Genomic DNA, 24,133 nt, shown 5'->3' with positions numbered 1-24,133 from the left:
GGTGTACGCCATTCCCTGTGGGAGCTGGCTTGCCTGCGATGGCGGCCTGATAGCCGACCAATCTCTTCCTGTTGCCTCCCGATTGATCGTTCCCATGCTCCGCGTGGGAATGCCGCCGCAGGACTCCATTACCACCGTACAGGACGGTACCTGCGCCAATGTGCTGAGCAATTGGCCGCGGTTGGTTTTCTTGCGCAATACCTGATGACCTTTGGCATCCTGGCCATGCAGGTGGAAACTGTGTTTGCCAATGTCGATACCGAGAAGCGTCATCGTATTCATGAGAGATCCTCCGCCGAAAACGAGAAAAGCCCTGCAAGCGTAAACCTGCAGGGCTTCTCGGTCAGGCTGACCATCTCATTAAACCCGGCATAAAAGCCGGGTTTCTTGTCTGGCGTCGAGCTTAAGCCTTGAAGGTTTTGCCTTCAAATTGCTCAGCCACGAATTTCCAGTTGACCAGGTTCCAGAACGCTTCGACGTATTTCGGACGAACGTTGCGGTAGTCGATGTAGTAAGCGTGTTCCCAGACGTCGCAGGTCAGCAGCGGGGTGTCGCCGCTGGTCAGCGGGTTGCCGGCACCGATGGTGCTGGCCAGGGCCAGGGAGCCGTCAGCCTTTTTCACCAGCCAGCCCCAACCGGAACCGAAGGTGCCGATGGAGGTTTTGCTGAATTCTTCTTTGAACTTGTCGAACGAACCGAAAGAAGCGTTGATGGCTTCAGCCAGTGCGTCGGTTGGTTGACCGCCGGCGTTTGGCGCCAGGCAGTTCCAGTAGAAAGTGTGGTTCCAGACCTGAGCGGCGTTGTTGAAGATGCCGCCCGAAGAAGATTTGACGATTTCTTCCAGGGTCTTGCCTTCGAACTCGGTGCCTGGCACCAGGTTGTTCAGGTTCACGACGTAGGTGTTGTGGTGCTTGTCGTGGTGGTATTCCAGCGTTTCCTTGGAAATGTGCGGCTGCAGGGCATCGTGTGCGTAAGGCAGCGGCGGCAATTCGAAAGCCATGATGATTCTCCTAATCAGGTCAGTTGCGGTGAGCGCAAGGCCGATCACGGGCGGCCAGACAAGCGCCGGGGAGTTTGTACTCTTTGCGGCGCATCGGATCGGATCATAGCACCGGGGGTGCGGCATAACCACGCAACAACTGTGTGGAATAGAGGTTCCAGAGCCTTTTGGAATAATCAGCCGGCGACAATTAATTGAAACGCCACGGCGAACATCATCACCGCCACCAGCAGTTCGAGAATTCGCCATGTGCTTGGCCGAGCCAGCCAGGGTGCCAACCATGCGGCGCCCAGTGCCAGGGTGAAAAACCACAACAACGATGCGCTCGCGGCGCCCACGACATAAGCGCCGGGCTCGGTTTGCTGCGCGCCGAGGGAGCCGATCAACAAAACGGTATCCAGATAAACGTGCGGGTTGAGCAACGTCACCGCCAACGCGCTGAGCATCACCGCGCGCAGTGAGCGCACCGTCTGGTTTTCACCTTGTTGCAGGCTTTGTTTCGAGCACGCTCGGCGTAGCGCCTGACTGCCATACCAAATCAAAAAGATCGCGCCACCCCAGCGGGCGACTGCCAACAAGGTCGGGTTTTGCGCCAGCACCGTCGCCAGCCCGAATACCCCGGCGGCCACCAGCAAGGCGTCGCAGGTGACGCACAACGCTGCCACCGGCAGGTGATGTTCACGTCGAAGGCTTTGCGCCAGCACAAACGCATTCTGAGTGCCGATCGCCATGATCAGCCCGGCGGCCACCAGCAGGCCATTCACATAGCTTTGCCACATAAGGGTTTACTCCGCGTTGGCTGCCAGGTCGCGCAACACGTGCATTGCGCGTTGGGCATCGGCCTGACCGACGAATAAATGGTCGTGGTAGTAACCGGCGATCACGTTGCAACTGATGCCGGCCTGGCCTAATGCCGTGGCGAAGGCGGCCGTCAGGCCGACGGCTTCGAGGGCCGAGTGCACGTTCAAGGTGATCCAGGCCGCGACGTAATCGAAGCTGAAACCGGCCTGCTCGGCGTGGGAACGTTCGAGAATGACGGTCAGCCCCTCCTGCTCGCGAAAGCTGCCGACGATCTCGAGACCGGCGGGCAGTTTGCCGTCGCGCAACGTGCAGAACACGTAGTCGCCGTCGTTTAGCTGCGGGCTCATGCTGCGCAGCAGCGTTGCCAATGAAGTTTCGCCAGCCATGTCGGTGATCCTTGTTCAAGAGTGCTTGCTGGCTATTCTCCGGTGCAACGCTGTATAAGAAAAACCAATCATGCTGATCGCTCATTAGGAAAACTGATGTTCGACTATAAATTGCTGTCTGCCCTGGCCGCAGTGGTTGAGCAGGCCGGGTTTGAACGCGCTGCGCAGGTGCTGGGCTTATCGCAATCAGCGATCTCCCAGCGCATCAAGCTGCTGGAGGCGCGGGTCGGCCAACCGGTGTTGGTGCGGGTCACGCCACCAGCCCCGACCGAGATTGGTCGGCGGCTGCTCAACCATGTCCAGCAGGTGCGTTTGCTTGAGCGGGATCTACAGACGCTGGTCCCGGCACTGGACGAAGAAGGTTTGCCGGAACGTCTGCGCATCGCCCTGAACGCCGACAGCCTTGCGACATGGTGGGCCGCAGCCGTCAGTGATTTCTGCGCCGAGCAACACCTGCTGCTGGACCTGGTCGTCGAAGATCAGACCGTCGGCCTCAAACGCATGCGCGCTGGCGAAGTGGCCGCGTGCATCTGCGCCAGCGAACGCCCGGTGGCTGGCGCACGCAGCGTGTTATTGGGTGCCATGCGTTATCGAGCGCTGGCCAGCCCGGCGTTCATCGCGCGGCATTTCCCTGAAGGCGTGCGGGCTGACCTGCTGGCGAAAACCCCGGCGCTGGTCTTCGGCCCGGACGATTTCCTACAACATCGTTACCTCGCGTCCCTCGGTGTCGATGGCGGTTTCGAGCACCATTTATGCCCGTCGTCTGAAGGCTTCATCCGCCTGACCGAAGCCGGGCTTGGCTGGGGCCTGGTGCCCGAATTACAGGTGCGCGAGCAGCTGGAACGCGGTGTCTTGCAGGAGCTTTTGCCAGATAAGCCCATCGATGTGCCGCTGTACTGGCATCATTGGCGCAATGGCGGTCAGTTGCTGGGGTTGCTGACCGATCAATTGGTGCGTTCGTCGAAGCAATGGCTGGTGCCGTTGGACTGACGGGCAGCGTCAAGACTCACGCATGACGCAAAACGAAAGACATCGGAGCTCTACATGAAAATTCTGGTCACCGGCGCAAGCGGCTTCATTGGCGGACGTTTTGCGCGTTTCGCCCTGGAGCAGGGCCTGGACGTGCGGGTCAATGGTCGCCGGGCCGAAAGCGTCGAACACCTGGTGCGCCGTGGCGCCGAGTTTATCCCGGGCGACTTGAGCGACCCGGAACTGGCGCGCGAGCTGTGTTCCGATGTCGAAGCCGTGGTGCATTGCGCCGGCGCGGTCGGTTTGTGGGGGCGTTATCAGGACTTTCATCAAGGCAATGTTCAGGTCACCGAAAACGTGGTCGAGGCTTGCCTGAAACAGCGGGTTCGGCGCCTGGTGCATTTGTCGTCGCCGTCGATCTACTTCGATGGCCGTGATCATCTGGGGCTGACCGAAGAACAGGTGCCGAAACGTTTCAAGCATCCCTACGCCGCCACCAAATTCCTCGCCGAGCAAAAGGTCTTCGGCGCACAGGAGTTCGGTCTCGAAACCCTGGCCCTGCGCCCGCGTTTCGTGACGGGGGCGGGTGACATGAGCATCTTCCCGCGGCTGCTGAAAATGCAGCGCAAGGGACGCCTGGCGATCATCGGCAACGGCCTGAACAAGGTCGATTTCACCAGCGTGCAAAACCTCAATGAAGCACTGCTCAGCAGTTTGCTGGCCAGCGGTTCGGCGCTGGGCAAAGCCTACAACATCAGCAACGGTACACCGGTGCCGTTGTGGGACGTGGTCAATTACGTCATGCGCAAGATGGATGTCCCACAGGTGACGCGTTACCGTTCCTACGGTTTGGCCTACAGCGTTGCCGCGCTCAACGAAGGGGTGTGCAAGGTGTGGCCGGGGCGTCCCGAGCCGACGCTGTCGCGACTGGGCATGCAGGTCATGAACAAAAATTTCACCCTGGACATCAGCCGCGCCCGGCATTATCTGGACTACGATCCGAAAGTCAGTCTCTGGACGGCCCTCGATGAATTCTGCGGTTGGTGGAAAGCCCAGGACATTCGCTGACTTTTGCAGTGACAAACCGGCCAGCACTGAACCGAGTTTGGCGTTGAGGGTCAATCGCTGCGGCTGTGGGGTTTATACTCGCCGCCTATAGCCATCACCGCGTTCCACAAAGGTTGACTCAATGTCCATGCGTAACGATGCCAACGACGACTTCGATGATGTACCGAGCCTGCGTGCAGACGTCCTCGATGACGATGATTTTCCAAGCACTACCCGCACCTCCGTGCACTCGCGGACGGCGCCGGTGGTCAAAGTCAAAAGCGCCAGCACCGGTCCTCTGTGGGCCTTGGTCGGCGCTTTGTTCTTCGCGTTCGCCGGCCTTGCCTGGTGGAGCTTTCAGCAGATTTCGCTGATGGAACAGCAACTGGTGGCCACCCAGGAAAGTTTCGCGCGGATCAGTGAGGATGCGGCGGGGCGCTTGCAGGACATTTCCGGCAAGGTGGTCGCCAGCCAGACCAACGTCACCAGCGACAGCGAAGCCCTGAAACTGCAAATCAAGCAGCTGGAAAACCAGTTGCAGGATCAAAGCAAGCAGCAGCAAGGTGTGGTCGGTCAGACCAGCGACCTGGACAAGCGTCTGGCACAAATGACCGCGCAAACCACCGATCTGGACAAGCGCCTGGCGCAGATGACCGCCCAGAGCACCGAACACCAGACCGCCAACACGCAGTTGCAGGCGCAGGTCAAAGCCTTGAGCACCGAGTTGGCCGCGTTGAAAAATGCCCCGGATGACACCAGCAAGTTCGACGCCCAGCTCAAAAGCCTCGGCGCCGATATCGTCGCGTTGAAGAAACAGGGCAACCCGAGCGCCGCCATCGAGCGTCTGGAACAAGACATGATCGTGCTCAAAAGCGAGCAGGACAACCGCCCGGCGGCCGCGCAAGGCGTCACCAATACTGCCGAGTTCGATGCCTTCCGCGGGCAAACCACCCGCAACATCAACACCCTTCAGGCGCAGATCCAGAATCTGCAGCAGCAACTCCGCGCCCGGGCGCAATAGCCCGGTTGGCTGGATATCTACGGCTAGGGAACTTACCTGTGGCGAGGGAGCTTGCTCCCGCTCGGCTGCGAAGCAGTCGTCAACGAGGCCGCCGATCTAACTGAATATCGGCGGTGAATGGTTTTGGGGCCGCTTCGCGCGCCCCAGCGGGAGCAAGCTCCCTCGCCACACAAACCCCGTTTGCCGCGATGGCCTGCGCTTTCCTGAATATTCGTACATATCCCATAGCCGTCTACGCTCTTGAAACACCGACAAGAACGAGGGATGCGCTATGGGGGTTCTGCACAAGTTGGCCGCGCTGGGGGGGATGCTGTTGCTGTGTCTGGGGCAGGTTCAGGCGGCTACGGCGGAAAAGGATGACAGCCAGGCGGCCAAGGCCTTGCTGGAAAAAGCCCTGGCCTACTACCACGACAACGGCGACAAGGCCTTCGCGGCGTTCAGCCGTCAGGGCGAGTTTGTCGACAAGGATCGTTACGTCTTCGTGGTCGATACCAAGGGCGTGATGCTCGCCAGTGGCGGGCCGTCTTCGGCGTTGATCGGGCGTGATGTGTCCGAAACCCTCGGGCCGGATTTGCAGAAGGCCTTCAAGGACGCCTTGAACGTGCCGGAGGGCAATGGCATCCAGCAGGCCGAATACCGCTGGCAGAACTGGTCCGACGGCAAGGTCGAGCGCAAGCATGTGTTCTATCAGCGCGTTGGCCAGCGGATTCTCGCCGTGGGCTACTACTTGCCACGGGCGTCAGCGGAACAGGCGATGGCCTTGCTGAACAAAGCGGCGACGGATCTGGCCAAGGACGAGAAGGGCACGCTGACTGCGATCAATTCTCTAAAGGGTGGCTACTTGCAGGATGACTTGTACGTGTTCGTCGTCGACCTGGACACCCAGCGTTACGTGGCTCACGGCACCAACCTGCGGCTGATCAATACCGACTTTGGCAAAATCAACGACCCGGAAGGCAAACCGGTGGGCGAGCCGATCCTGGCATTGATTGCCAAACAGGATTACGGCGAATACGAATACCGCTGGAAAAACCCGGTGACCGGCAAGGTTGAGGACAAGCATGCCTACCTGAAAAAGGTTGGGCATTTTCTGGTGGCTGTGGGGTATTACAGCCCTTGATTAATGGTGACTGACAGACCGCTTTCGCGAGCAAGCCCGCTCCCACAATGGATCTCCAGTGTTCACAGCATTTGTGTACAACGAAGATCACATGTGGGAGCGGGCTTGCTCGCGAATGCAGGCGACTCGGTCTATCTACCGAACCTTATCTTCCCGCCCCCGCAACACCCTGTTCGGCATCGCAACCGCCGCCGCCAACCCCAGCAACGACACCGCCGCACTGACCATCAGCAAATGCCTGAACGTCAGCAGTAACTCGGCGCGCAAGGCGTTCTGCGCCTCCCCGGGTGCAGTGTTCAAACCGTCCAGCAACACATTCCCCGAACCGCCCTCGGCAATCATCGACGAACCGGCCAGATGGGCGAAGCTCGAATCTTGCAGCAACGCCAGCAACAGCGCCGACATCAACGCCACGCCCACCGCGCCGCCCAGCGAGCGGAACAGGTTGGTGGTGCTTGTGGCGACGCCGATGTCCCGCTGTTCCACCGAGTTCTGCGTGCCAACCAATGACGTCGGAAATTGCATGCCGCTGGCGATGCCGCTGAGCAACATAAACAGACTGCTGAGCAAGAAAGCCTGGGGCGGACTGAAGGCCATGCCGAGAATCGAGATCGGCATCAGCACCGCCCCCGTCAGGATCATCGGTTTGTAGCGCCCGGTCACCGACGTGCGGCGTCCGGCAAAATAAGCCCCGATCGGCAAGCCCATGGCCAGCGGCAACAGGTGCAGCGCGGCGCTGTCGGCCCCGGCGCCGGTGACGCTCTGGAAGCGCAGCGGCATCAGCACGATCAGCGAGATGGCCTGGAAACTGGTGAAGAAAATCGTGCACCAGCACAGGATCGCGTTGCGGTTGGCGAACAGGTGCATCGGCAGCAACGGCTCCCGCGCCCGGCGCTCATGCCAGACGAACAGCGCCAGCACCAGCACCGCGCACCCGAGAAGGCCCAGCACTTCGGCGCTGCGCCATGAGTGGCCTTGACCGACTTCCGTAATGCCCAGCAGCAAAGCGGTCAAACCGATGATCATCAGCAGCGTGCCGAGGTAATCGATGATCGGTTGGCGTTGTGGCACGGGCAAACCCACCAGCGTGCGATTGGCCACCAGCCAGGCCCCGAGGCCCAGCGGCAGGTTGATCAAAAACACCCAGCGCCACGACAGGTATTCGGTCATGTACCCGCCGAGCACCGGGCCAGCGACACTGGCCACGGCGTACATGCTGCTGAAGTAACCCTGGTAGCGACCGCGCTCCCGGGGCGGGACGATGTCACCGATGATTGCCTGGCTGACCGAAATCATCCCGCCCGCGCCGATGCCCTGAATGATCCGCGCCAGCACCAGTTGCTCCATGCTCTGGGCCATGCCGCAGAACAGCGAGGCGAGGGTGAACAGCCCCATGCCGAACAGCATCAACTTGCGCCGGCCGTAGAGATCGCCGAGTTTGCCGTAGATCGGCACCGCCACGGTCATCGCCACCATGTAGCCGGAAATCACCCAGGCCAGCAGGCTGACGTCCTTGAATTGCGCGGAGATGGCCGGCATCGAAACGGCGACGATGGTCTGGTCCAGTGCGCCGAGAAAGATCGCCAGCATCAGGGCGATCAACACGCTGCGAATGGCCGGTTTGGGCGTTTCAGGCTGGTTGAGATTGGTCACGGCTGAAAACCTGGGGGCAGTGATTGACCCGCTAGAGGCAAGGCGAGCGGGGATGCTCGCCAGTGTAAGTCGATAGCAGGCTATTCGATAGCCTCATAAGGAAGCCCGACGTAATTTTCTGCAATGGTTTTTCGACCGGCTTCGGAGTGTACGAAGTAGTCCAGCTCCGACTCGCAGATGCGCTGGCTGAAAGCGTCGTGGTCATCGAAACGATGCAGCATCGAGGTCATCCACCAGGAAAACCGTTCGGCTTTCCACACCCGGCGCAGGCAGATTTCCGAGTATTTCTCCAGCAAATCCAGGCGCCCCTCGTTGTACACCTTTTGCAAAATGGTGAACAAGGTGCTGACGTCGCTGGCCGCCAGATTCAGGCCTTTGGCGCCGGTGGGCGGGACGATGTGCGCGGCGTCGCCGACCAGGAACATCCGCCCGTACTGCATCGGTTCGACCACAAAACTGCGCAGCGGCGCGATGCTTTTTTCGATGGACGGCCCGGTCACCAGGGAGTCGGCCAACGCCTCAGGCAGGCGCGATTTGAGCTCATCCCAGAAGCGCAGATCCGGCCAGTCCTCTACCTTTTCGTCCGCCGGCACCTGCAGGTAATAACGCGTGCGGGTTGCCGAGCGCATGCTGCACAGGGCAAATCCACGCTCGTGGCGGGCGTAGACCAACTCTTCATGGACTGGCGGCGTATCGGCGAGAATTCCGAGCCAGCCGAATGGATAGACCCGCTCGAAGACCTTCAGGCATTCAGTCGGAATCGACTGTCGCGCCACGCCATGGAAACCGTCACACCCGGCGATGTAGTCACAATCGAGGCGATACGTCTCGCCATCCTTCTCAAACGTCACGAACGGTTCTGCGGTTTTCATCCCGTGCGGTACGACGTTGCCGGCCTGGTAAATCGTCTGCGCGCCAGCCTCCCGACGAGCGGCCATCAGGTCCCGGGTGACTTCGGTCTGGCCGTAAATCATCACGGTTTTGCCACCGGTCAGGGCTTGCAGATCGATGTGTACCCGGCGCCCGTCGAGGGCCAGTTCGAAACCACCATGGACCAGCCCTTCGGCGTCCATACGCTGACCCACCCCGGCCTGACGCAACAGCTCTACCATGCCTTGTTCGAGCACACCGGCGCGGATTCGCCCGAGCACATAGTCGGGGGTCTGTCGTTCAAGGATCAGGGTGTCGATTCCGGCGTTATGCAGCAATTGGCCGAGCAGCAAACCGGAGGGACCGGCGCCAATGATGGCGATTTGGGTTTTCAGCGTTTTCATTGTTTTCATTGTTTTTATGACTCGCAAGCTTCACGCGACCACGGCCGGTGAATGATTTTTATGGATCGAGTGCTTGCATTTTTCCCTTGCGGGTCTGTCAATTGAAGGTGAAAACTGAGCCGATACCTGTACATTCTGCCAATCGGTGCGATTATCGCCCGTAACCCTCTGAGGCCTGGATTGAAGTGATGAACAAGCCTGACCTGCCTTCGATTCCAGTGTTCAAGCTCTACGGTGAAAGCCTGGACTGGCCGACCCCCGACTTGCTGCACTGTGAAACCATTTCCAAACGCAGCCGCGAACATCAATGGGAAATCAAACCTCACCGTCACGCTGATTTGTGCCAGTTGCTCTTCGTATTCAAAGGTCAGGCAGAGCTTGAAATCGAAGGTAAACACACGCAACTGACTGAACCGGCGATCCTGATCCTGCCGCCGTTATCGGTACATGGTTACCGGTTTTCCGAGGACGTCGAAGGGTTTGTCGTGACCTTGGCCGCGCCGCTGGTGACCCATCTTCAGGCGCAACTGGGCAACTCGGTGAACGCGCTGGCCCAAGCCGAAAGTTACCCGGCGGGCAAGGAAAGCGAGTACCTCAATAGCCTGTTTTCGGCGCTGCAAGACGAATACACCGGCCACCAGCCCGCGCGCGAAATGCTCATGCATTCGTTGGTCAGCGTGATCATGGTGTGGGTCAGCCGTCAGGTGATTTCGCGCCGCGATGCCAGTCAGCGTCCGCATCGCGCCCGGGAATACCTCAACGGTTTTATCCAGCTGGTGGAAGAGACCTATCGTCAGCACGTCAAGGTCGAGGACCTGGCGCATCGGCTGGGGATTTCCGTGTCGCACCTCAACGGCACCTGCCGTGAACTGGCGGGGCAACCGGCGTTGCAGATCATGCACGAGCGTCAATTGCTGGAAGCCAAGCGCTTGCTGACCTACACCAGCATGACCATTTACGAAATGTCCGACGTGTTGGGTTTTTCCGATCCTACCAACTTCACACGCCTGTTCCGGCGCCGGGTGGGGATCTCGCCCAAGGCTTTTCGCGACCGCTTGAAGGCCGATCAGGACAACGAGGCCTGACCGCCTTCGTTACCGAAGGGCGTTGAGGGTCGCGTTGTGGGGAATGCAGCGCTCGAAGTTACAACTCGCGTAGTCGCGGGGCAGTTGTCGCAACTGCTCGACACGCCAGGCGGCGGTGCCATACAGCGCCAGCGTCGCGGCGCAGGTGATGAAAATGGCGAGGTATCTTCTTGTTTTGGTGTTCATGGCGTTGACCTCTGAACGAATACCCTTCGGTATTACTTTCAGCATAGGTCAGCGCGGGTGAGATGCCAGTGACGCGCGCTACGGATGTACCCCGACATTCAGAACACTGATATCCCCCTGTGGGAGCGGGCTTGCTCGCGAAGGCGGTGGGTCAGTCGCCATCATTGTTGAATGATCAGCCGCCTTCGCGAGCAAGCCCGCTCCCACAGTTTTGATCAGGTTACAGGCCGATATCCCACTCCGGTTCTTCGGGGAATCTCAAGACCAGAAAATCCAGCATGCTGCGCAGCGCCGCCGGCATGTGCTTGCGCGAGGCGTACACCGCGTACACGCTCATCTGCCGGGGCTCGGCGTGTGGCAGCAGGCGGATCAGTTCGCCGCTGTGGATATGCACACCCGCCTGATAACTGGGCAGCATCGCCACCCCCGCACCGGCCATCGTTGCACGCAGCAAGGTGCTGGCTTCGTTGGCGCTGATGTTGCCCTGCACCGGCACCGACACCGGCTCGCCGTCCTCCTCGAAATGCCAGAGGCTTTTGCCGAAGTAAGAGTGGGTCAGGCAGTTGTGCTGACTCAGGTCCTCGACCCGCTGCGGTGCCGGGTGTTCGCTCAGGTAAGCCGGGGAGGCGCAGATCACCGAGCGGCAGACCGTCAGCCGCCGGGCGATCAGGTTCGGGTCAAGGTCGTTGCTGGTACGGATCGCCAGGTCGATGCGTTCATCCACCAGGTTCACCGTGCGGTCGAGCATCTGCATGTCGATGCTGACACCGGGGTAGCGTTTGACGTAAGCCGCCATGGCATCCGCCAATTGCGCCTGACCGAACGAGGTGCTGACGCTGATGCGCAGCAGGCCACGTGGCGCCTCATCCGGCTCGCTCACAGCGGCTTGCATGTCGGTGGACAGGTCGAGCATCTGCCGACAGCGAGGCAGGATTTCGCTGCCGGCGGCGGTCAGGCTCAATTTGCGCGTGGTGCGGTGCATCAGGCGTGCGCCGACCCAATCTTCCAGCTCGGCCAGATAACGCGAAACCACCGGCCGTGACAGGTCCAGATGATCGGCGGCGGCCGACTGGCTGCCGAGGTCGACCACTGAGACGAACACCCGCATTGCTTGTAGACGATCCATGATTTGCCCGCTTTCAGAAACAAACTATGTTCAAGCATCGCATTTTTTGTACTGAGTCATGCAACTAAGCTCTGTCCCCATCGCCAGACACGGCATTCGGACAACGGAGCAACAGATGATCGGCTTCACCTCTCTCAAGCGCATTTTGCTGGCCACCGCCACCCTCGGCTTCGCGGCCCACGCTGCGGCGGCATCGACCCTGACCCTGGACGTGTACAACCCGGGCGACAAGGCGATCTTCCCGGTGACCTCGGTTCTGGTCAGCGGTGAGAAAGAAGCGATTCTGGTCGACGCGCAATTCGGCAAATCCCAAGCCGAACAGGTGGTCGAGAAGATCCGCGCCAGCGGCAAGCAACTGACCACCATCTACATCAGCCACGGTGACCCGGATTACTACTTCGGCCTCGATACCCTGACCGCCGCGTTCCCGAACGCCAAAGTACTGGCCTCGCAGCCGACCGTTGATCACATCAAGCACACCGTCGACGGCAAATTAGCGTTCTGGGGCCCGAAAATGGGCGCCGACGTGCCGGCCAAAACGATCGTGCCCGGCGTACTCAAGGGCGACAGCCTGATGCTTGAAGGGCAGAAATTGCAGGTGGTGGGCCTGGACGGCAAGCAGCCGGACCGGACCTTTGTGTGGATCCCGTCGCTCAAGGCCGTGGTCGGTGGTGTGGTCGTGGCAGAAAACATTCACGTGTGGATGGCTGATACACAAACCGCGCAATCCCACGCCGATTGGCTGGCTACGCTGCACGCCATCGAAACCCTGAAACCGAAAACCATCGTGCCGGGGCATTACCTGGGGCAGAGCGCCCGTTCGCTGGCCGCCGTGCAGTTCACCGCCGATTACATCAAGGCCTTCGACGAAGAAACCCCAAAGGCCAAAGACGCCGCCGCGCTGATCGCCGCCATGAAAAAACGCTTCCCGACTTTGGGCGAAGAAAGCTCGCTGGAGCTGAGCGCGAAAGTCGCCAAGGGCGAAATGAAGTGGGGTGAATAAGTTTATGTGGCGAGTGGATTAACTGTGGCGAGGGAGCTTGCTCCCGCTGGACCGGGCTGGCGCTCCAGTGCGAAGCGCTCCCCCGCAGTGTTTGCGCCACAGCGCATTCTCAGGTTTTACGACTGCTGCGTAGCTGAACGGGAGCAAGCTCCCTCGCCACAATGTTTGATGCCAAACGAATACACGTATACCCAAGCCAACTGGAGAACGTCATGAGCAAAATCGCAATCATCGGTGCCACCGGCCGTGCCGGCAGCCAACTGCTGGAAGAAGCCTTGCGTCGTGGTCATAGCGTCACGGCCATTGCCCGCGACACCTCGAAAATCGCCCCGCGTGCCGGGGTGGTCGCCAAGGATGTCGATGCCCTTGATGCCCACGCGTTGCAAGCGGCCGTCGAAGGCCATGACATGGTCATCAGCGCGGCGCACTTCGCGACCCTTTCGGCCAGCGCCGTGATCGGGCCGGTGAAAAAAGCCGGGGTGAAACGTCTGCTGGTGGTGGGCGGTGCGGGTTCATTGTTGCTGCCGGATGGCACTCGGGTGATCGACAGCGAGGGCTTCCCGGAGGCGTACAAGGCTGAGGCGAGCGCCGGGGCTGAGTTCCTTGGGAATCTGCGCCAGGAAAAGGATCTGGACTGGACCTTTCTGTCACCGTCGGCGGAATTCGTTGAAGGTGAACGCACGGGGGCGTTTCGGGTGGGCAAGGATGATTTGCTGGTGAGCAGTTCAGGGCGCAGCTGGATCACATTTGCTGATTATGCGATTGCGCTGATTGATGAAGTGGAAGCGCCTGAGCATTCGCGGCAGCGGTTCACCGTCGGGTATTGAGTTCACTATAAAAACCTGTGGGAGCGAGCAAGCTCGCTCCCACAGGTTATGCGTCAAACCGGCAGGGCTCAACGCGATTGAGCCTGCTCCACCAACCACCCCAACAACTCGCGCAATTTCGGCGAAGGGCCGGGTTTTTCCGGGAACACCAGGTAATACGCCAACCCCGTCTTCACCTTCAATTCAAACGGCATGACCAGCCGCCCGGCGCTCAGGTCATCGCCAATCAATGACCAATCCCCGATCGCCACGCCAGTCCCCTGGGACGCCATCGACATCGCCAGGTCCAGGGTTTCGAAATGCTGGCCCTTGCTGACATTGCTCAAGCGAATCTCCGCGCTGGCCAGCCAGGCTTTCCAGTCGCGTTCGTCGCGGGTCGGGTGCAACAGCATGTGCTGTTCCAGATCTTCCGGCGCCTGCAACGGCACCGGCCCTTCGAGGTACGGCCGGGAGCAGACCGGCGTCAGTTGCTCATCGAACAGCCGATGGGACGCCAGTGATGTCTCCGGCGGTACGCCATAGATCACCGCCGCATCGAACTGCTCGCGATGAAAATCCACGCCGTGTTTCACCGTGGTGGTCAATTCCACAGGCACGTCCGGGCGCTCCCTTTGCCATTGCACCAGGCGCGGCAGCAGCCAGCGCATCACGCACGTCGGGGCCTTGAGTTGCAGGGTTTCGCGCTTCTCGCCGATCTGCTCCACCGCCTCGTCGATCAAGCCGAAAATCTGCTGCACCCGTGGCAGCCATTCGCGTCCTTCAGCGGTCAGGCTCAAGCCCCGCGCCTGGCGGATAAACAATTCATAACCCAGATGTTCTTCCAGCCCGGCGATCTGCCGGCTCACCGCGCCTTGGGTGATGTACAGCTGTTCGGCGGCCCGGGTGAAGTTGCAGCACTGCGCGGTAATCAGAAAAGTGTGCAGCGCCGGCAGGGGAGGCAATCGTTTCATTTGGATCCAAGGTATGACGTGAGGACATGGCTAGTATGACTTTTTATCCATTGTTGCGGCTACGTGTCGCCCGTTCCAATGAGGCCATCCCTGGACCTGCCCACGCATCATAAACACAGCGCAGGCCCGGCGTCTCAAACGAACAAAAAGGGCAAAGACATGGCGACGTGCGGCGAAGTATTGGTCAAGTTACTCGAAGATTACGGGGTCGAGCAGGTGTTCGGCATTCCCGGGGTTCATACCGTGGAGCTGTATCGCGGGCTGGCCCGTTCGAGCATCAACCACGTCACGCCGCGTCACGAACAGGGCGCCGGTTTCATGGCCGACGGTTATGCGCGCACCAGCGGTAAACCGGGTGTGTGCTTCATCATCACCGGCCCAGGCATGACCAACATCACCACCGCCATGGGCCAGGCCTACGCCGATTCGATCCCGATGCTGGTGATCTCCAGCGTGCAATCGCGCAGCCAGTTGGGCGGCGGTCGCGGCAAGCTCCACGAGCTGCCGAACCAGAGCGCATTGGTCGGCGGCGTGGCGGCGTTCTCCCACACCTTGATGTCGGCGGCGGAATTGCCGGGCGTGCTGGCCCGTGCGTTTGCACTGTTCCAGGCCGGCCGTCCGCGCCCTGTGCACATCGAAATTCCGTTGGATGTGCTGGTTGAAGAGGCAGACGACTTGCTCGCCAGCCTCCCGGTGAACATCGACCGCGCCGGTGCCTCGCCAAGCGCCATCAGCCGCATGACCGCGCTGCTGGCCGGCGCCAAGCGTCCACTGATTCTTGCCGGTGGCGGCGCCATCGATGCAGCCGCCGAGCTGACCGAGTTGGCCGAACTGCTGGACGCGCCAGTGGCCCTGACCATCAATGCCAAAGGCATGCTCGAATCCAATCACCCGTTGTTGATCGGTTCGACCCAGAGCCTGGTTGCGACCCGTGCCCTGGTGGCCGAAGCCGACGTGGTGCTGGCCATCGGCACCGAACTGGCCGAGACCGATTACGACGTCACGTTTGCCGGCGGTTTCGAGATTCCCGGCGTGCTGCTGCGCGTGGACATCGACCCGGACCAGACCGTGCGCAATTACCCGCCGAAAGTTGCCCTGGTGGCGGACTCGCGCAACGCCGCGCAAGCCTTGCTCGGCGAGCTGTCCAAACACTCGCTGGCCGAGCGTCGCAACGATTGGGGCCAGGTCCGCGCTGCCCGTCTGCGCGAAGACCTCGCTGCCACTTGGGACGCCCCGACCCTGGCCCAGACCCGTTTCCTCGAAACCGTCCTGCATGAACTGCCAGACGCAGTGTTCGTCGGCGATTCGACCCAACCGGTGTACACCGGCAACCTGACCTTCAACCCGGAACGTCCGCGTCGCTGGTTCAACTCGTCCACCGGTTACGGCACCCTCGGTTACGCCTTGCCGGCGGCGATTGGCGCCTGGCTCGGGGGCAGCGTTGAAAGCGGCACGCGTCCTCCGGTTGTTTGTTTGATCGGCGACGGCGGCCTGCAATTCACCCTGCCGGAACTGGCCAGCGCGGTTGAAGCACGCACGCCGGTGATCGTCCTGCTGTGGAATAACCAGGGCTACGAAGAGATCAAGAAATACATGGTCAACCGCGCCATCGAGCCGGTGGGCGTAGACATCTACACCCCGGACTTCATCGGCGTGGCCAAGGCGCTGGGCTGTGCGGCTGAAGCGGTCAACGGTGTTGAACAACTGCGCAGCGCACTGCGCGCCGCCGCTGATCGCCAAGGTCCGACCCTGATTGAAATCGATCAGACCCAGTGGATGAAGGCGGTGTCGAAATGAGCTTCCCTACCACTCTTGATGGTCTGTACATCAACGGCCAATGGTCGGCCGGCAACGAACATCTGCGCGTGATCAACCCGGCCACCGAAGCCCTGTTGACCACCGTGAATGGCGGCGATGAAAAAGCCGTCGATCAAGCCGTCACTGCCGCCACAAAAGCGTTCGGCGACTGGTCGAAAACCACCGGCACTGAGCGCGGCGCGATCCTGCGCAGAATCGCCGCTGGGGTGCAGGCCGGACGCGACCACTTGATGACGTTGCAGTCGAGCAACAACGGCAAGCCGCTGTTCGAAGCCGCCATCGACGTCGATGACGTGATCGCCACGTTCGAGTATTACGCCGGCCTGGCCGAAGGCCTCGATGCCAAACAAGACAGCAACGTCGAGCTGCCCACTGACGATTTCAGCGCCCGTGTGCGCCGTGAACCGTGCGGCGTGGTCGGCCTGATCGTGCCGTGGAATTTCCCGATGGTCACCACCGCCTGGAAACTGGCCCCGGCATTGGCCGCCGGTTGCTGCGTGGTGCTCAAGCCGTCCGAAGTCACGCCGCTGCCCGAGCTGGAACTGGCGGCGATCATCGCTGAGTCCGGCTTGCCGGATGGCGTGTTCAACCTGGTTTGCGGCACGGGCCTGGCCGTCGGCGCGCCGCTGTCGGCCGACCCGCGTATCGCCAAAATCTCCTTCACCGGCAGCAACGCGGTCGGTGTTCAAGTCATGCAACGTGCCGCAGAAACCGTGAAGGGCGTGAGCCTGGAACTGGGCGGCAAATCCTCGCTGCTGGTGCTCGCCGATGCTGACATTGAGCTGGCGGTGGAAGTGGCCTGTGGCGGCGGTTTCTTCAACGCCGGGCAAATGTGCTCCGCCACCAGCCGCGTGCTGGTCGCTGACGAATTGGCGGATGAGTTCCTCATCCGGTTGAAGGCCCGCGCCGAAGCCATTCGCGTCGCCGACCCGTTCGACCCGAACGTGGAAATGGGCGCGCTGGTCAATCAGGCGCAATACCAGCGTGTGCTCGGTCACATTGATCGTGGTCTGAGTGCCGGCGCCAAGCTGATGTGCGGCGGCAACCGTCCCGCAGACCTGTCCCGCGGTTATTTTTTACAGCCGACGATTTTCACCGAAGTGCCCCTCGACAGTGCGTTGTGGTGTGAAGAGATTTTCGGGCCAGTGATCTGCGTGCGCAGTTTCGCCTCTGAAGCCGAAGCGATTGCCTTGGCCAACGACAGCCAGTTTGGCCTGGTGGCCAGCGTGGTCACTCGCGACAACGAAGCCGCGGATCGCGTCGCAAACGCCTTGCAGGCGGGGCTGGTGTGGATCAACGCACCGCAAGTGATCTTCCCGCAGACCGCCTGGGGTGGTTACAAACAGAGCAGCATCGGCCGCGAATTGGGGCCGTGGGGTTTGCAGGCTTTCCAGGAAATTAAACACGTGATTCGCGCCGTCTGAAGGCACGAAAAAGGTGAGGGCATGCCTCGTATCGAGGCATGCGCTGGTGTCATGGCTTCGATGAGTTTTTATCGATAGTCAGGTGTTTTGCACGACCTCAGGATGAACTCACTGGTTCAGCCAAGCCCCCGAAAATACGAGGGATAACGCTGATCCGGCCGCGCGGATGCAACAGTTTCGACCTGCCTTATACCTACAAAAACAAAGGGAGTCCGTAATGGGCGAGCATGATCTAAACAGACGTCAATTCATCAAAACCGTGGGCGTGGCGTCCGTAGCCGCGGCGGCCATGAGTTTGCCCTTCGTCAAGGCCAATGCCAGCGACACGCGGTTCCAGGGCAAGACCCTGCGCCTGCTGACCTGGTCTGATGACACTGGCCTGGCTGCTCTGCGTAACATCGCAGCCACTTTCGAAGACAAGTACGGTTGCAAGGTCATCGCTGACCGCACCGGCAGCACCTCGGAAATGGTTGCCAAGCTCAAGGCCGGCGGTGATCGTCCGCAGTACGACATCATCACCCTGGCCGGCGTAGGCGCCGAAGGCCTGGCCGCGGCCAATCTGCTGGAAAAACCCGACCTCAACCGCATTCCCAACCTGGTCGACGTACCGGAGAAATACCGCACCGGCGCCAATGGTCACGGCATCGGTTACCTGCTGTGGTGCAACAGCCTCGTCTACAGCACCCGCACCATCAAGGAAGCACCGGACAGTTATGCCGCCCTGTGGGACGCCGAGCTGTCGCCGAACATCTTCCTGCCGCCGCCGAACTGGACCGAAGCGATGGACCTGATCATCATCGCCGCCAAACTGGCCGGTGGTGACGAGCACAACATCGAGCCGGGTTTCAAGAAACTCGCCGAGCTGAAAGACCGTGTGGTCACCCTGGGTGAAAACCCGAACCAGATCGCCGAACTGTTCCGCACCGGTTCCCTGGACATGGGCGGTCTGTACGCACCCGCGTTCTTCCCGAAACAGATCCGCGATCCGGCCTACGGCCTGGGCGCCACGTTCGGGATGAAGGAAGGTTTCTACACCGACCTGATGCTCTCGGTGATGCCGAAGAACCGTCCGGGCGATACCGACCTGACCTACGCCTTCATCAACCACTCTCTGGACCCGCTGGTGCAGGGCAAGATGGCCGAAGACATCTACAACGGCCCGGTCAACGCCAAGGCGATCATCTCCGCTGAAGCGCGCAAAAGCCCGTACATCCTCACGCCGGAGCAGATTGCCGAGAAGGCGATCATGCACGACAACGCCTTCCTGGCCACCGTGCATGACCAATGGATTCGTCGTTACACGGAAATCTTTTCTTCCTGATCGAGTGACGAACACAAGCCCTGAGAGCACCACAAATCAAAATGTGGGAGCGGGCTTGCTCGCGAATGCTGTGTGACATTCAACATTGATGTCGACTGACACGGCCTCTTCGCGAGCAAGCCCGCTCCCACAGGGTTCACGGTGGTTTCACGTCTTGTGTTTGTCAGCTGCTTTCCATTGACGAGACCTTTGCTATGGAACACCAACCTTTGACTCATCCGGTCGCCGCCGCTCCCGCGCGCGCCAACCGGGGTGTTTCGCCGACGGCGCGTGCGTGGTTTTTCCTCTCGCCGTCGATGCTGTTTCTGGGCGTGCTGATTGCCGCCAGCCTGCTGGTGCTGCGCATGAGCGTGGGCACCAAAGGCGCAGAGTGGACCGGGTTCAGCCTGGCCAGTTACGCCCAATTGCTCGAACCCTATTACCTCAAATCCTTGCTGCTGACCCTGCGCCTGGCCTTGATCAGCGCAGTGATCGCCGTCGTGCTGGCGATCCCGGTGGCCTACACCATGTCGCGGCTGACCTCGCCGTTCGTGCGACGGATCTTCCTCGCCGCGGTGCTGCTGCCCTTGCTGGTCAACCTGCTGCTGCAAAGCTACGGCTGGCTGGTGATTCTCGGCCCTGGTGGCATGCTCAATCAGGCGCTGATGGGCCTGGGCCTGATCAAGCGCCCGATCATGTTGCTCTACAACCAGAACGGCGTGTTGATGGGGCTGGTGCAAACCGCGTTCCCATTGGCCGTGCTGCCGATTGCCAGCGCCATGCGCGGCGTCGCCCGTACTTACGAAGAAGCCGCCGCCACCCTCGGCGCGAGTCGTTTCCAGGTGTTCCGCCAAGTGGTGCTGCCGATGAGCATGCCGGGGATCATCACCGGCGCGACATTGGTGTTCGCCTACAACGCCAGCAGCTTCGTCGTGCCTTTGCTGCTCGGCGGTCGGCGCGTGCCGATGCTTGCAGTGATGGTGCATGACCAGATCGCCCCGCTGATGAACTGGCCTGCCGCCTCCGCTGCCGGCGTAGTGTTGATTGTCACCACGCTGGCAATCATGACCTTGTCCGAATTCATCACAGGCCGTCGTCGGCGCATGCTGGAGGCTTCCCAATGAGCACGTTGACCAAGAAACGTTATGGGCTGCTGCCCGGCGAGACCGGCAAGTTTGCCGGCATCCTCTCAGGCTTCATCCTGCTGCTGGCGGTGTTGCCGATCCTGACCATGATTGTGATGTCGTTCAGTGGTGCCTCGAACCTCGACTTCCCGCCGAGCAGCTACAGCCTGCAATGGTACAAGGCCGCCTGGCACACTTTCGTGTCACCGGATTCCAGCGATGTGCTGAGCCTGGGCAAAGCCATGACCACCAGCCTGATGGTGGCGTGCCTGACCATGGTCTTCGCCACGATTGTGGCGGTACCGGCGGCTTACGCGCTGACCCGTTGTGAGTTCCGTGGCAAGGCCGTGGCGCTGCAACTGATGTCGCTGCCGCTGGTGTTTCCGATGGTGGTGTTGGGGCTGGCGTTGCTGCTGGTGTTCGACAGCCTGCCGTTCCAGATGACCACCTCGCGGCTGGTGATCGCCCACGTGATCCTGGCGTTGCCGTTCGTGGTGAAGAACTGCACGGCGGCGATGCTCTCCATCGGCAGCGAAGTCGAAGAGGCCGCACAAATGCTCGGCGCTTCCCCGCTGCGAGCGATTATCGATGTGGTGGTGCCGTTGATGAAGTCGGGGATTCTGGCGGGGATGCTGCTGGCGTTCATCGTCTCGTTCAACGAATTCACCGTGACCTATTTCCTCTACACCATCGACGTGATGACCGTGCCGATCTGGATGTACAGCCGCACCGTGTCTTCGCTCGACCCTACCGTTTTCTCGTTTGCCGTGCTGATCGTGCTGATCGTGCTGATCGACTTCGTCCTGATCTGGGCGCTGGAGAAGCTGGTCGGTGAAGGTGGCGTTTCGTTCTGATTCTTGAGGTGCAACATGACTGGTCTGATTCTGGAAAACGTCGAGAAACATTACGGCTCGGCCTGCGCGGTAAAGGATGTAAACCTGCATTTGCCGGAAGGCAAACTGGTGTGTTTCCTCGGCCCGTCGGGCTGCGGTAAAACCACCTTGCTGCGGATGATTGCCGGGCTTGAAACCCTGAGCGGCGGCGAGATTCGCCTGGACGGTGAAGACATCGGCCACACGCCTGCGCATCAGCGCAATTTCGGCATGGTGTTCCAGTCCCTGGCGCTGTTTCCGCACATGACGGTGGGGGAGAACATCGCCTATCCGCTGAAACTGCGCGGGGTCAGCAAGGCTGACCAGCAGGCGCGGGTGGTGGAGTTGCTGGAACTGATACAGCTGAGCGAGATGATTGATCGCCCTGTGGCGAAGCTGTCTGGCGGTCAACGCCAGCGCGTGGCGATTGCCCGGGCGATTGCCAACCACCCGAAAATCCTCCTGCTCGATGAGCCGCTGTCGGCGCTCGACGCCAAGCTGCGCGAGTCGATGCAAGTGGAAATCCGTCAGCTGCAACAGCGCCTGAACATCACCACGATCATGGTGACCCACGATCAGCGTGAAGCCATGACCATGGCCGATATCGTGGTGGTATTGGGTGAGCATCGGGTGCAACAAGTTGGCACGCCGATTGAAATCTACCGGCACCCGGCCAACGAATTTGTCGCGGACTTTATCGGCTCGGGCAACATCTTCCCGGCCACCGCGCTGGGTAACGGCAAGGTCGGCCTGCCGGGTGGTGATGCGCTGGAAGTGCCGATCTGCAGCAGCATTGTGGCCGGTGAGAAGGTGAAAATGCTGATTCGCCCTGAAGACCTGCAACTGTCGCATCCGCAGGCGACGGCGGGGAACCGGTTGCTCGGCACGGTGACGTTTGTGCGCGATATTGGCGCGACGATTGAAACGACGGTTGAGTGTTCCGGGGTGTCGTTTACCGCGCTGAGCACGCCGTGTCAGGGGTTTGGGCTGAGCATTGGCAACCCGGTGTCGGTGACTTTGCCGGCTGAGGCGTGCCGCGTACTCGGCGCCTGACATTAGAAACGGGCTGAATTCATTGGCCCCATCGCGGGCAAGCCCGCTCCCACAGGTTATGTGTACACCGCAATACCTGTGGGAGCGGGCTTGCCCGCGATGAGGCCATCAGCCACACAACAAACGCTGGATCAGACGGACAACCGCAACCGCGCCAAATCCCTCAACGGCGGCGCGCCAAACAACCGGCTGTACTCCCGGCTGAATTGCGAAGGGCTTTCATACCCCACCCGATACCCCGCCGCCGAAGCTTCCAACCCCTCGGACAGCATCAACCTCCGCGCTTCCTGCAAGCGCAGTTGCTTCTGATACTGCAGCGGGCTCATCGCCGTCATCGCCTTGAAACGGTGATGCAACGTCGACACGCTCAGGTTCACTTCCTTCGCCAGATCATCGATACGCAGCGGTTGCTCATAGTTGCCGTTCAGCCACTTGATCGCCTGACTGATGCGGTGGCTCTGGCTATTGGCAATCGCAATCTCATACAGCCGATGCCCCTGCTGACTGCGCAACAACCGATAAAGAATCTCCCGACGAATCAGCGGCGCGAGCATGGCGATGTCTTTCGGCGCATCCAGCAAACGCGCCAGACGCAACACCGCGTCGAGCATCGCTGTATCAATCCGTTCGACATACAGGCCGCGGCCGGTGGGGCGGGTCGGTACGCCCAAAGGGCCGGCGTCGGCAATCAGCGCGGTAATTTCGGCCGGATCAATATCCAGTCGCACCGCGAGGATCGGTTCTTCAGAGGTGACATTCACTACTCGTCCGCTCAGTGGCATCGAGACCGACACCACCAGGTAATTCAGCGGATCGTAATTGAAGTATTCATCGGCCAGCCTGACCTCTTTGCGGCCCTGGGCCATGATGCACAACGCCGGTTGCGCCAGCACCGGGGCAAAGTCATGAGACTTACCGTGACGCGACATGAACAGCGAGCCGACCGCAGTGGCATAAGTGCCATCGTCCGTTGTGTTGCGACGGATGATAGTGGCCAGTTCCGCGCGCTGTTTCTCCATGTCGGCATCCAGCGGGGCTTGAAAGTGATCGAACGACGACATGCCGGGCATCCTCGCGCAGGTGTTGGTAATGGGGCCAGCTTAAGTTTGTGCAAGACGCAGCGGTAGACACATCCTGCCTCAAGCTTGCCTGATTCTGCATCGAGTGGATCAGCGGTGCCTCTATCGCTGCTGCAACCCAGGGAAACTTGCTTGAAAGCCGTGTTTCGTTGATACGAACGCTTTTACAGGTTGTTACAGGTTTATCGAAACGCCGCGCAGGATTGTGCAAAAAGCCGGCAGGAATCGACTAACCGCGCTTCCCCCTGTGCGCTTAACCTTTGATCCTGTCGCAGCCCGTCCCCCGGCTGCCACTCGACTCCCTGGGAGGGTTGAACATGTCTACGCAGATCCCCGTCAGTCATATGGCTTTTGTTCGTGCCCGCGCCGGGCGTTCGGCAGAACTCGGGGCGCGCCTGAGCGCCTTGATCGAGCCGTCCCGCAGCGCGCCGGGTTGCCTGAGTTTTTCCCTGCAGCATTCGCAATGTGAACCAGAGTTGTGGCTGGTGTCCGGTTTCTGGACGCACCAGCAAGCGATGACGGCCTATTTCGGCACCCCGGCGATGGAGATTTTCGCCGAGCTGGTGCAGGAACTGGTGGTCAACAGCCTGGATTTTCATACCTTCAAGGACGTGTCGGCCGACCAGGCGCTGGGGCAGTCCCGGTCGTGGGTACACAAAATGGCGGGTTGAGGGTTTAATGGCTCCATTCTCAATCAGCCAGGATCCGCGACATGGCACGTAAAGCCTTTGATCATTTCGAAGCTGTTTCCGCTGTAGTACCGGGCGAGGGGGGTTACCACGCCGCGATCGCCGTCAAAGCCATCGGTGGCACCGGTGCGCCACGTTTTCACAAAGTACTTGAAGGGCAAATCTTCAAGACGGCCAACGAGGCTGATCTGGCCGCCGCAAAAGAGCTGACCCGCCTCAAAGACGTCAAAGAAGACGCCGACCTGCTCTGGTGATTACTTGACCGCCCCCGGGCGGAACATCTTGAACAAGGCCTCTGGCCCCAGCTGAAAGTAATCCGCTGGCCC

Annotated in this window: 24 protein-coding genes and 2 pseudogenes; 15 read left to right on the top strand and 11 right to left on the bottom strand. The window is 60.6% G+C overall.

What is annotated here, in order from left to right; translation table 11 throughout:
• From K0F88_RS33000 to K0F88_RS14965, 4 genes and pseudogenes are all read right to left on the bottom strand, one after another.
• Positions 1–282, bottom strand: a pseudogene (locus K0F88_RS33000) (hypothetical protein); the annotation flags it as partial.
• Between the two features lie 121 nt (positions 283–403).
• Positions 404–1,000 (bottom strand): superoxide dismutase, encoded by a 597-nt coding sequence (locus K0F88_RS14975; RefSeq protein ID WP_219095545.1) that lies wholly within the window; start codon positions 998–1,000, stop codon positions 404–406.
• A 176-nt stretch (positions 1,001–1,176) separates the two neighbouring features.
• Complete coding sequence (locus K0F88_RS14970; RefSeq protein ID WP_219095544.1) at positions 1,177–1,779, bottom strand: LysE/ArgO family amino acid transporter; 603 nt, start codon at positions 1,777–1,779, stop codon at positions 1,177–1,179.
• 6 nt (positions 1,780–1,785) lie between these two features.
• Positions 1,786–2,187: an ACT domain-containing protein gene (locus K0F88_RS14965; RefSeq protein WP_219095543.1), complete on the bottom strand. Its 402-nt coding sequence runs from the start codon at positions 2,185–2,187 to the stop codon at positions 1,786–1,788.
• A 96-nt stretch (positions 2,188–2,283) separates the two neighbouring features.
• On the opposite strand from K0F88_RS14965, the gene K0F88_RS14960 reads away from it, so the two are divergent.
• From K0F88_RS14960 to K0F88_RS14945, 4 genes are all read left to right on the top strand, one after another.
• Positions 2,284–3,177 (top strand): LysR family transcriptional regulator ArgP, encoded by an 894-nt coding sequence (locus K0F88_RS14960; RefSeq protein ID WP_109634394.1) that lies wholly within the window; start codon positions 2,284–2,286, stop codon positions 3,175–3,177.
• 54 nt (positions 3,178–3,231) lie between these two features.
• The gene (locus K0F88_RS14955) at positions 3,232–4,224 is read left to right on the top strand and encodes an NAD(P)-dependent oxidoreductase (RefSeq protein ID WP_219095542.1); all 993 of its coding nucleotides are present in this window, start codon (positions 3,232–3,234) and stop codon (positions 4,222–4,224) included.
• 121 nt (positions 4,225–4,345) lie between these two features.
• Entirely contained in the window at positions 4,346–5,224 is an 879-nt protein-coding gene (locus tag K0F88_RS14950; RefSeq protein WP_219095541.1) for an ATPase, read from the top strand.
• A gap of 271 nt (positions 5,225–5,495) precedes the next feature.
• Complete coding sequence (locus tag K0F88_RS14945; RefSeq protein WP_219095540.1) at positions 5,496–6,344, top strand: cache domain-containing protein; 849 nt, start codon at positions 5,496–5,498, stop codon at positions 6,342–6,344.
• A gap of 135 nt (positions 6,345–6,479) precedes the next feature.
• Here K0F88_RS14945 and K0F88_RS14940 read toward each other — a convergent pair whose 3' ends face one another.
• Entirely contained in the window at positions 6,480–7,997 is a 1,518-nt protein-coding gene (locus tag K0F88_RS14940; RefSeq protein WP_219095539.1) for an MDR family MFS transporter, read from the bottom strand.
• 80 nt (positions 7,998–8,077) lie between these two features.
• Positions 8,078–9,262 (bottom strand): 4-hydroxybenzoate 3-monooxygenase, encoded by a 1,185-nt coding sequence (pobA, locus tag K0F88_RS14935; protein ID WP_219095550.1) that lies wholly within the window; start codon positions 9,260–9,262, stop codon positions 8,078–8,080.
• A gap of 197 nt (positions 9,263–9,459) precedes the next feature.
• Between pobA and K0F88_RS14930 the strand changes: the two genes are divergently transcribed.
• Entirely contained in the window at positions 9,460–10,356 is an 897-nt protein-coding gene (locus K0F88_RS14930; RefSeq protein ID WP_219095538.1) for a helix-turn-helix domain-containing protein, read from the top strand.
• Between the two features lie 9 nt (positions 10,357–10,365).
• Here the strand turns inward: K0F88_RS14930 and K0F88_RS14925 are convergent, their stop codons facing one another.
• Both K0F88_RS14925 and K0F88_RS14920 read right to left on the bottom strand, forming a co-directional pair.
• Positions 10,366–10,542 (bottom strand): hypothetical protein, encoded by a 177-nt coding sequence (locus tag K0F88_RS14925; protein ID WP_176457761.1) that lies wholly within the window; start codon positions 10,540–10,542, stop codon positions 10,366–10,368.
• A 220-nt stretch (positions 10,543–10,762) separates the two neighbouring features.
• Positions 10,763–11,668, bottom strand: coding sequence for a LysR family transcriptional regulator (locus tag K0F88_RS14920; RefSeq protein ID WP_219095537.1), 906 nt, complete (start codon positions 11,666–11,668; stop codon positions 10,763–10,765).
• 115 nt (positions 11,669–11,783) lie between these two features.
• Between K0F88_RS14920 and K0F88_RS14915 the strand changes: the two genes are divergently transcribed.
• Together K0F88_RS14915 and K0F88_RS14910 are read left to right on the top strand one after the other, a co-directional pair.
• On the top strand, positions 11,784–12,671 hold the full coding sequence (locus K0F88_RS14915; protein ID WP_219095536.1) for an MBL fold metallo-hydrolase: 888 nt from the start codon (positions 11,784–11,786) through the stop codon (positions 12,669–12,671).
• 212 nt (positions 12,672–12,883) lie between these two features.
• Positions 12,884–13,498 carry an NAD(P)-dependent oxidoreductase gene (locus K0F88_RS14910; RefSeq protein WP_219095535.1) on the top strand — a complete coding sequence of 205 codons (615 nt, stop codon included), beginning with the start codon at positions 12,884–12,886 and terminating at the stop codon, positions 13,496–13,498.
• Between the two features lie 68 nt (positions 13,499–13,566).
• Here the strand turns inward: K0F88_RS14910 and K0F88_RS14905 are convergent, their stop codons facing one another.
• Positions 13,567–14,448 carry a LysR substrate-binding domain-containing protein gene (locus K0F88_RS14905; RefSeq protein WP_219095534.1) on the bottom strand — a complete coding sequence of 294 codons (882 nt, stop codon included), beginning with the start codon at positions 14,446–14,448 and terminating at the stop codon, positions 13,567–13,569.
• Positions 14,449–14,607: 159 nt separating this feature from the next.
• Here K0F88_RS14905 and K0F88_RS14900 point away from each other — a divergent pair, with 159 nt between their 5' ends.
• The 6 genes from K0F88_RS14900 (at position 14,608) to K0F88_RS14875 (ending at position 22,039) form a co-directional block, all read left to right on the top strand.
• Positions 14,608–16,245, top strand: coding sequence for a 5-guanidino-2-oxopentanoate decarboxylase (locus tag K0F88_RS14900; RefSeq protein ID WP_219095533.1), 1,638 nt, complete (start codon positions 14,608–14,610; stop codon positions 16,243–16,245).
• Positions 16,242–17,690: an aldehyde dehydrogenase family protein gene (locus K0F88_RS14895; RefSeq protein WP_094470948.1), complete on the top strand. Its 1,449-nt coding sequence runs from the start codon at positions 16,242–16,244 to the stop codon at positions 17,688–17,690. Before K0F88_RS14900 ends, K0F88_RS14895 begins: the two co-directional genes overlap by 4 nt.
• Before the next feature lie 217 nt (positions 17,691–17,907).
• The gene (locus K0F88_RS14890) at positions 17,908–19,011 is read left to right on the top strand and encodes an extracellular solute-binding protein (RefSeq protein ID WP_094470949.1); all 1,104 of its coding nucleotides are present in this window, start codon (positions 17,908–17,910) and stop codon (positions 19,009–19,011) included.
• A gap of 194 nt (positions 19,012–19,205) precedes the next feature.
• Entirely contained in the window at positions 19,206–20,114 is a 909-nt protein-coding gene (locus tag K0F88_RS14885; protein ID WP_094470950.1) for an ABC transporter permease, read from the top strand.
• The gene (locus K0F88_RS14880; protein ID WP_219095532.1) at positions 20,111–20,968 is read left to right on the top strand and encodes an ABC transporter permease; all 858 of its coding nucleotides are present in this window, start codon (positions 20,111–20,113) and stop codon (positions 20,966–20,968) included. Before K0F88_RS14885 ends, K0F88_RS14880 begins: the two co-directional genes overlap by 4 nt.
• Positions 20,969–20,983: 15 nt before the next feature.
• On the top strand, positions 20,984–22,039 hold the full coding sequence (locus tag K0F88_RS14875) for an ABC transporter ATP-binding protein (RefSeq protein WP_094470952.1): 1,056 nt from the start codon (positions 20,984–20,986) through the stop codon (positions 22,037–22,039).
• Between the two features lie 131 nt (positions 22,040–22,170).
• Here the strand turns inward: K0F88_RS14875 and K0F88_RS14870 are convergent, their stop codons facing one another.
• Positions 22,171–23,100, bottom strand: coding sequence for an AraC family transcriptional regulator (locus tag K0F88_RS14870; protein ID WP_219095531.1), 930 nt, complete (start codon positions 23,098–23,100; stop codon positions 22,171–22,173).
• Between the two features lie 335 nt (positions 23,101–23,435).
• Between K0F88_RS14870 and K0F88_RS14865 the strand changes: the two genes are divergently transcribed.
• Both K0F88_RS14865 and K0F88_RS14860 read left to right on the top strand, forming a co-directional pair.
• On the top strand, positions 23,436–23,789 hold the full coding sequence (locus K0F88_RS14865; RefSeq protein WP_094470954.1) for a putative quinol monooxygenase: 354 nt from the start codon (positions 23,436–23,438) through the stop codon (positions 23,787–23,789).
• Positions 23,790–23,830: 41 nt separating this feature from the next.
• Entirely contained in the window at positions 23,831–24,061 is a 231-nt protein-coding gene (locus K0F88_RS14860) for a hypothetical protein (RefSeq protein WP_083375873.1), read from the top strand.
• Here the strand turns inward: K0F88_RS14860 and K0F88_RS32420 are convergent.
• A pseudogene (locus K0F88_RS32420) lies at positions 24,062–24,133 on the bottom strand (flavin reductase family protein); the annotation flags it as partial. It lies immediately after the preceding gene.

It is taken from the genome of Pseudomonas sp. UMAB-40, assembly GCF_900095275.1.
Taxonomy (GTDB): Bacteria; Pseudomonadota; Gammaproteobacteria; order Pseudomonadales; family Pseudomonadaceae; genus Aquipseudomonas; species Aquipseudomonas mandelii_B.
This window is presented reverse-complemented; position numbering and strand designations above follow the sequence as displayed.

Coding starts and splice junctions, on each gene's coding strand:
- K0F88_RS14975 (WP_219095545.1), bottom strand. CDS start 1,000: ATGGCTTTCGAATTGCCGCCGCTGCCTTACGCACACGATGCCCTGCAG.
- K0F88_RS14970 (WP_219095544.1), bottom strand. CDS start 1,779: ATGTGGCAAAGCTATGTGAATGGCCTGCTGGTGGCCGCCGGGCTGATC.
- K0F88_RS14965 (WP_219095543.1), bottom strand. CDS start 2,187: ATGGCTGGCGAAACTTCATTGGCAACGCTGCTGCGCAGCATGAGCCCG.
- K0F88_RS14960 (WP_109634394.1), top strand. CDS start 2,284: ATGTTCGACTATAAATTGCTGTCTGCCCTGGCCGCAGTGGTTGAGCAG.
- K0F88_RS14955 (WP_219095542.1), top strand. CDS start 3,232: ATGAAAATTCTGGTCACCGGCGCAAGCGGCTTCATTGGCGGACGTTTT.
- K0F88_RS14950 (WP_219095541.1), top strand. CDS start 4,346: ATGTCCATGCGTAACGATGCCAACGACGACTTCGATGATGTACCGAGC.
- K0F88_RS14945 (WP_219095540.1), top strand. CDS start 5,496: ATGGGGGTTCTGCACAAGTTGGCCGCGCTGGGGGGGATGCTGTTGCTG.
- K0F88_RS14930 (WP_219095538.1), top strand. CDS start 9,460: ATGAACAAGCCTGACCTGCCTTCGATTCCAGTGTTCAAGCTCTACGGT.
- K0F88_RS14925 (WP_176457761.1), bottom strand. CDS start 10,542: ATGAACACCAAAACAAGAAGATACCTCGCCATTTTCATCACCTGCGCC.
- K0F88_RS14920 (WP_219095537.1), bottom strand. CDS start 11,668: ATGGATCGTCTACAAGCAATGCGGGTGTTCGTCTCAGTGGTCGACCTC.
- K0F88_RS14915 (WP_219095536.1), top strand. CDS start 11,784: ATGATCGGCTTCACCTCTCTCAAGCGCATTTTGCTGGCCACCGCCACC.
- K0F88_RS14910 (WP_219095535.1), top strand. CDS start 12,884: ATGAGCAAAATCGCAATCATCGGTGCCACCGGCCGTGCCGGCAGCCAA.
- K0F88_RS14905 (WP_219095534.1), bottom strand. CDS start 14,448: ATGAAACGATTGCCTCCCCTGCCGGCGCTGCACACTTTTCTGATTACC.
- K0F88_RS14900 (WP_219095533.1), top strand. CDS start 14,608: ATGGCGACGTGCGGCGAAGTATTGGTCAAGTTACTCGAAGATTACGGG.
- K0F88_RS14895 (WP_094470948.1), top strand. CDS start 16,242: ATGAGCTTCCCTACCACTCTTGATGGTCTGTACATCAACGGCCAATGG.
- K0F88_RS14890 (WP_094470949.1), top strand. CDS start 17,908: ATGGGCGAGCATGATCTAAACAGACGTCAATTCATCAAAACCGTGGGC.
- K0F88_RS14885 (WP_094470950.1), top strand. CDS start 19,206: ATGGAACACCAACCTTTGACTCATCCGGTCGCCGCCGCTCCCGCGCGC.
- K0F88_RS14880 (WP_219095532.1), top strand. CDS start 20,111: ATGAGCACGTTGACCAAGAAACGTTATGGGCTGCTGCCCGGCGAGACC.
- K0F88_RS14875 (WP_094470952.1), top strand. CDS start 20,984: ATGACTGGTCTGATTCTGGAAAACGTCGAGAAACATTACGGCTCGGCC.
- K0F88_RS14870 (WP_219095531.1), bottom strand. CDS start 23,100: ATGTCGTCGTTCGATCACTTTCAAGCCCCGCTGGATGCCGACATGGAG.
- K0F88_RS14865 (WP_094470954.1), top strand. CDS start 23,436: ATGTCTACGCAGATCCCCGTCAGTCATATGGCTTTTGTTCGTGCCCGC.
- K0F88_RS14860 (WP_083375873.1), top strand. CDS start 23,831: ATGGCACGTAAAGCCTTTGATCATTTCGAAGCTGTTTCCGCTGTAGTA.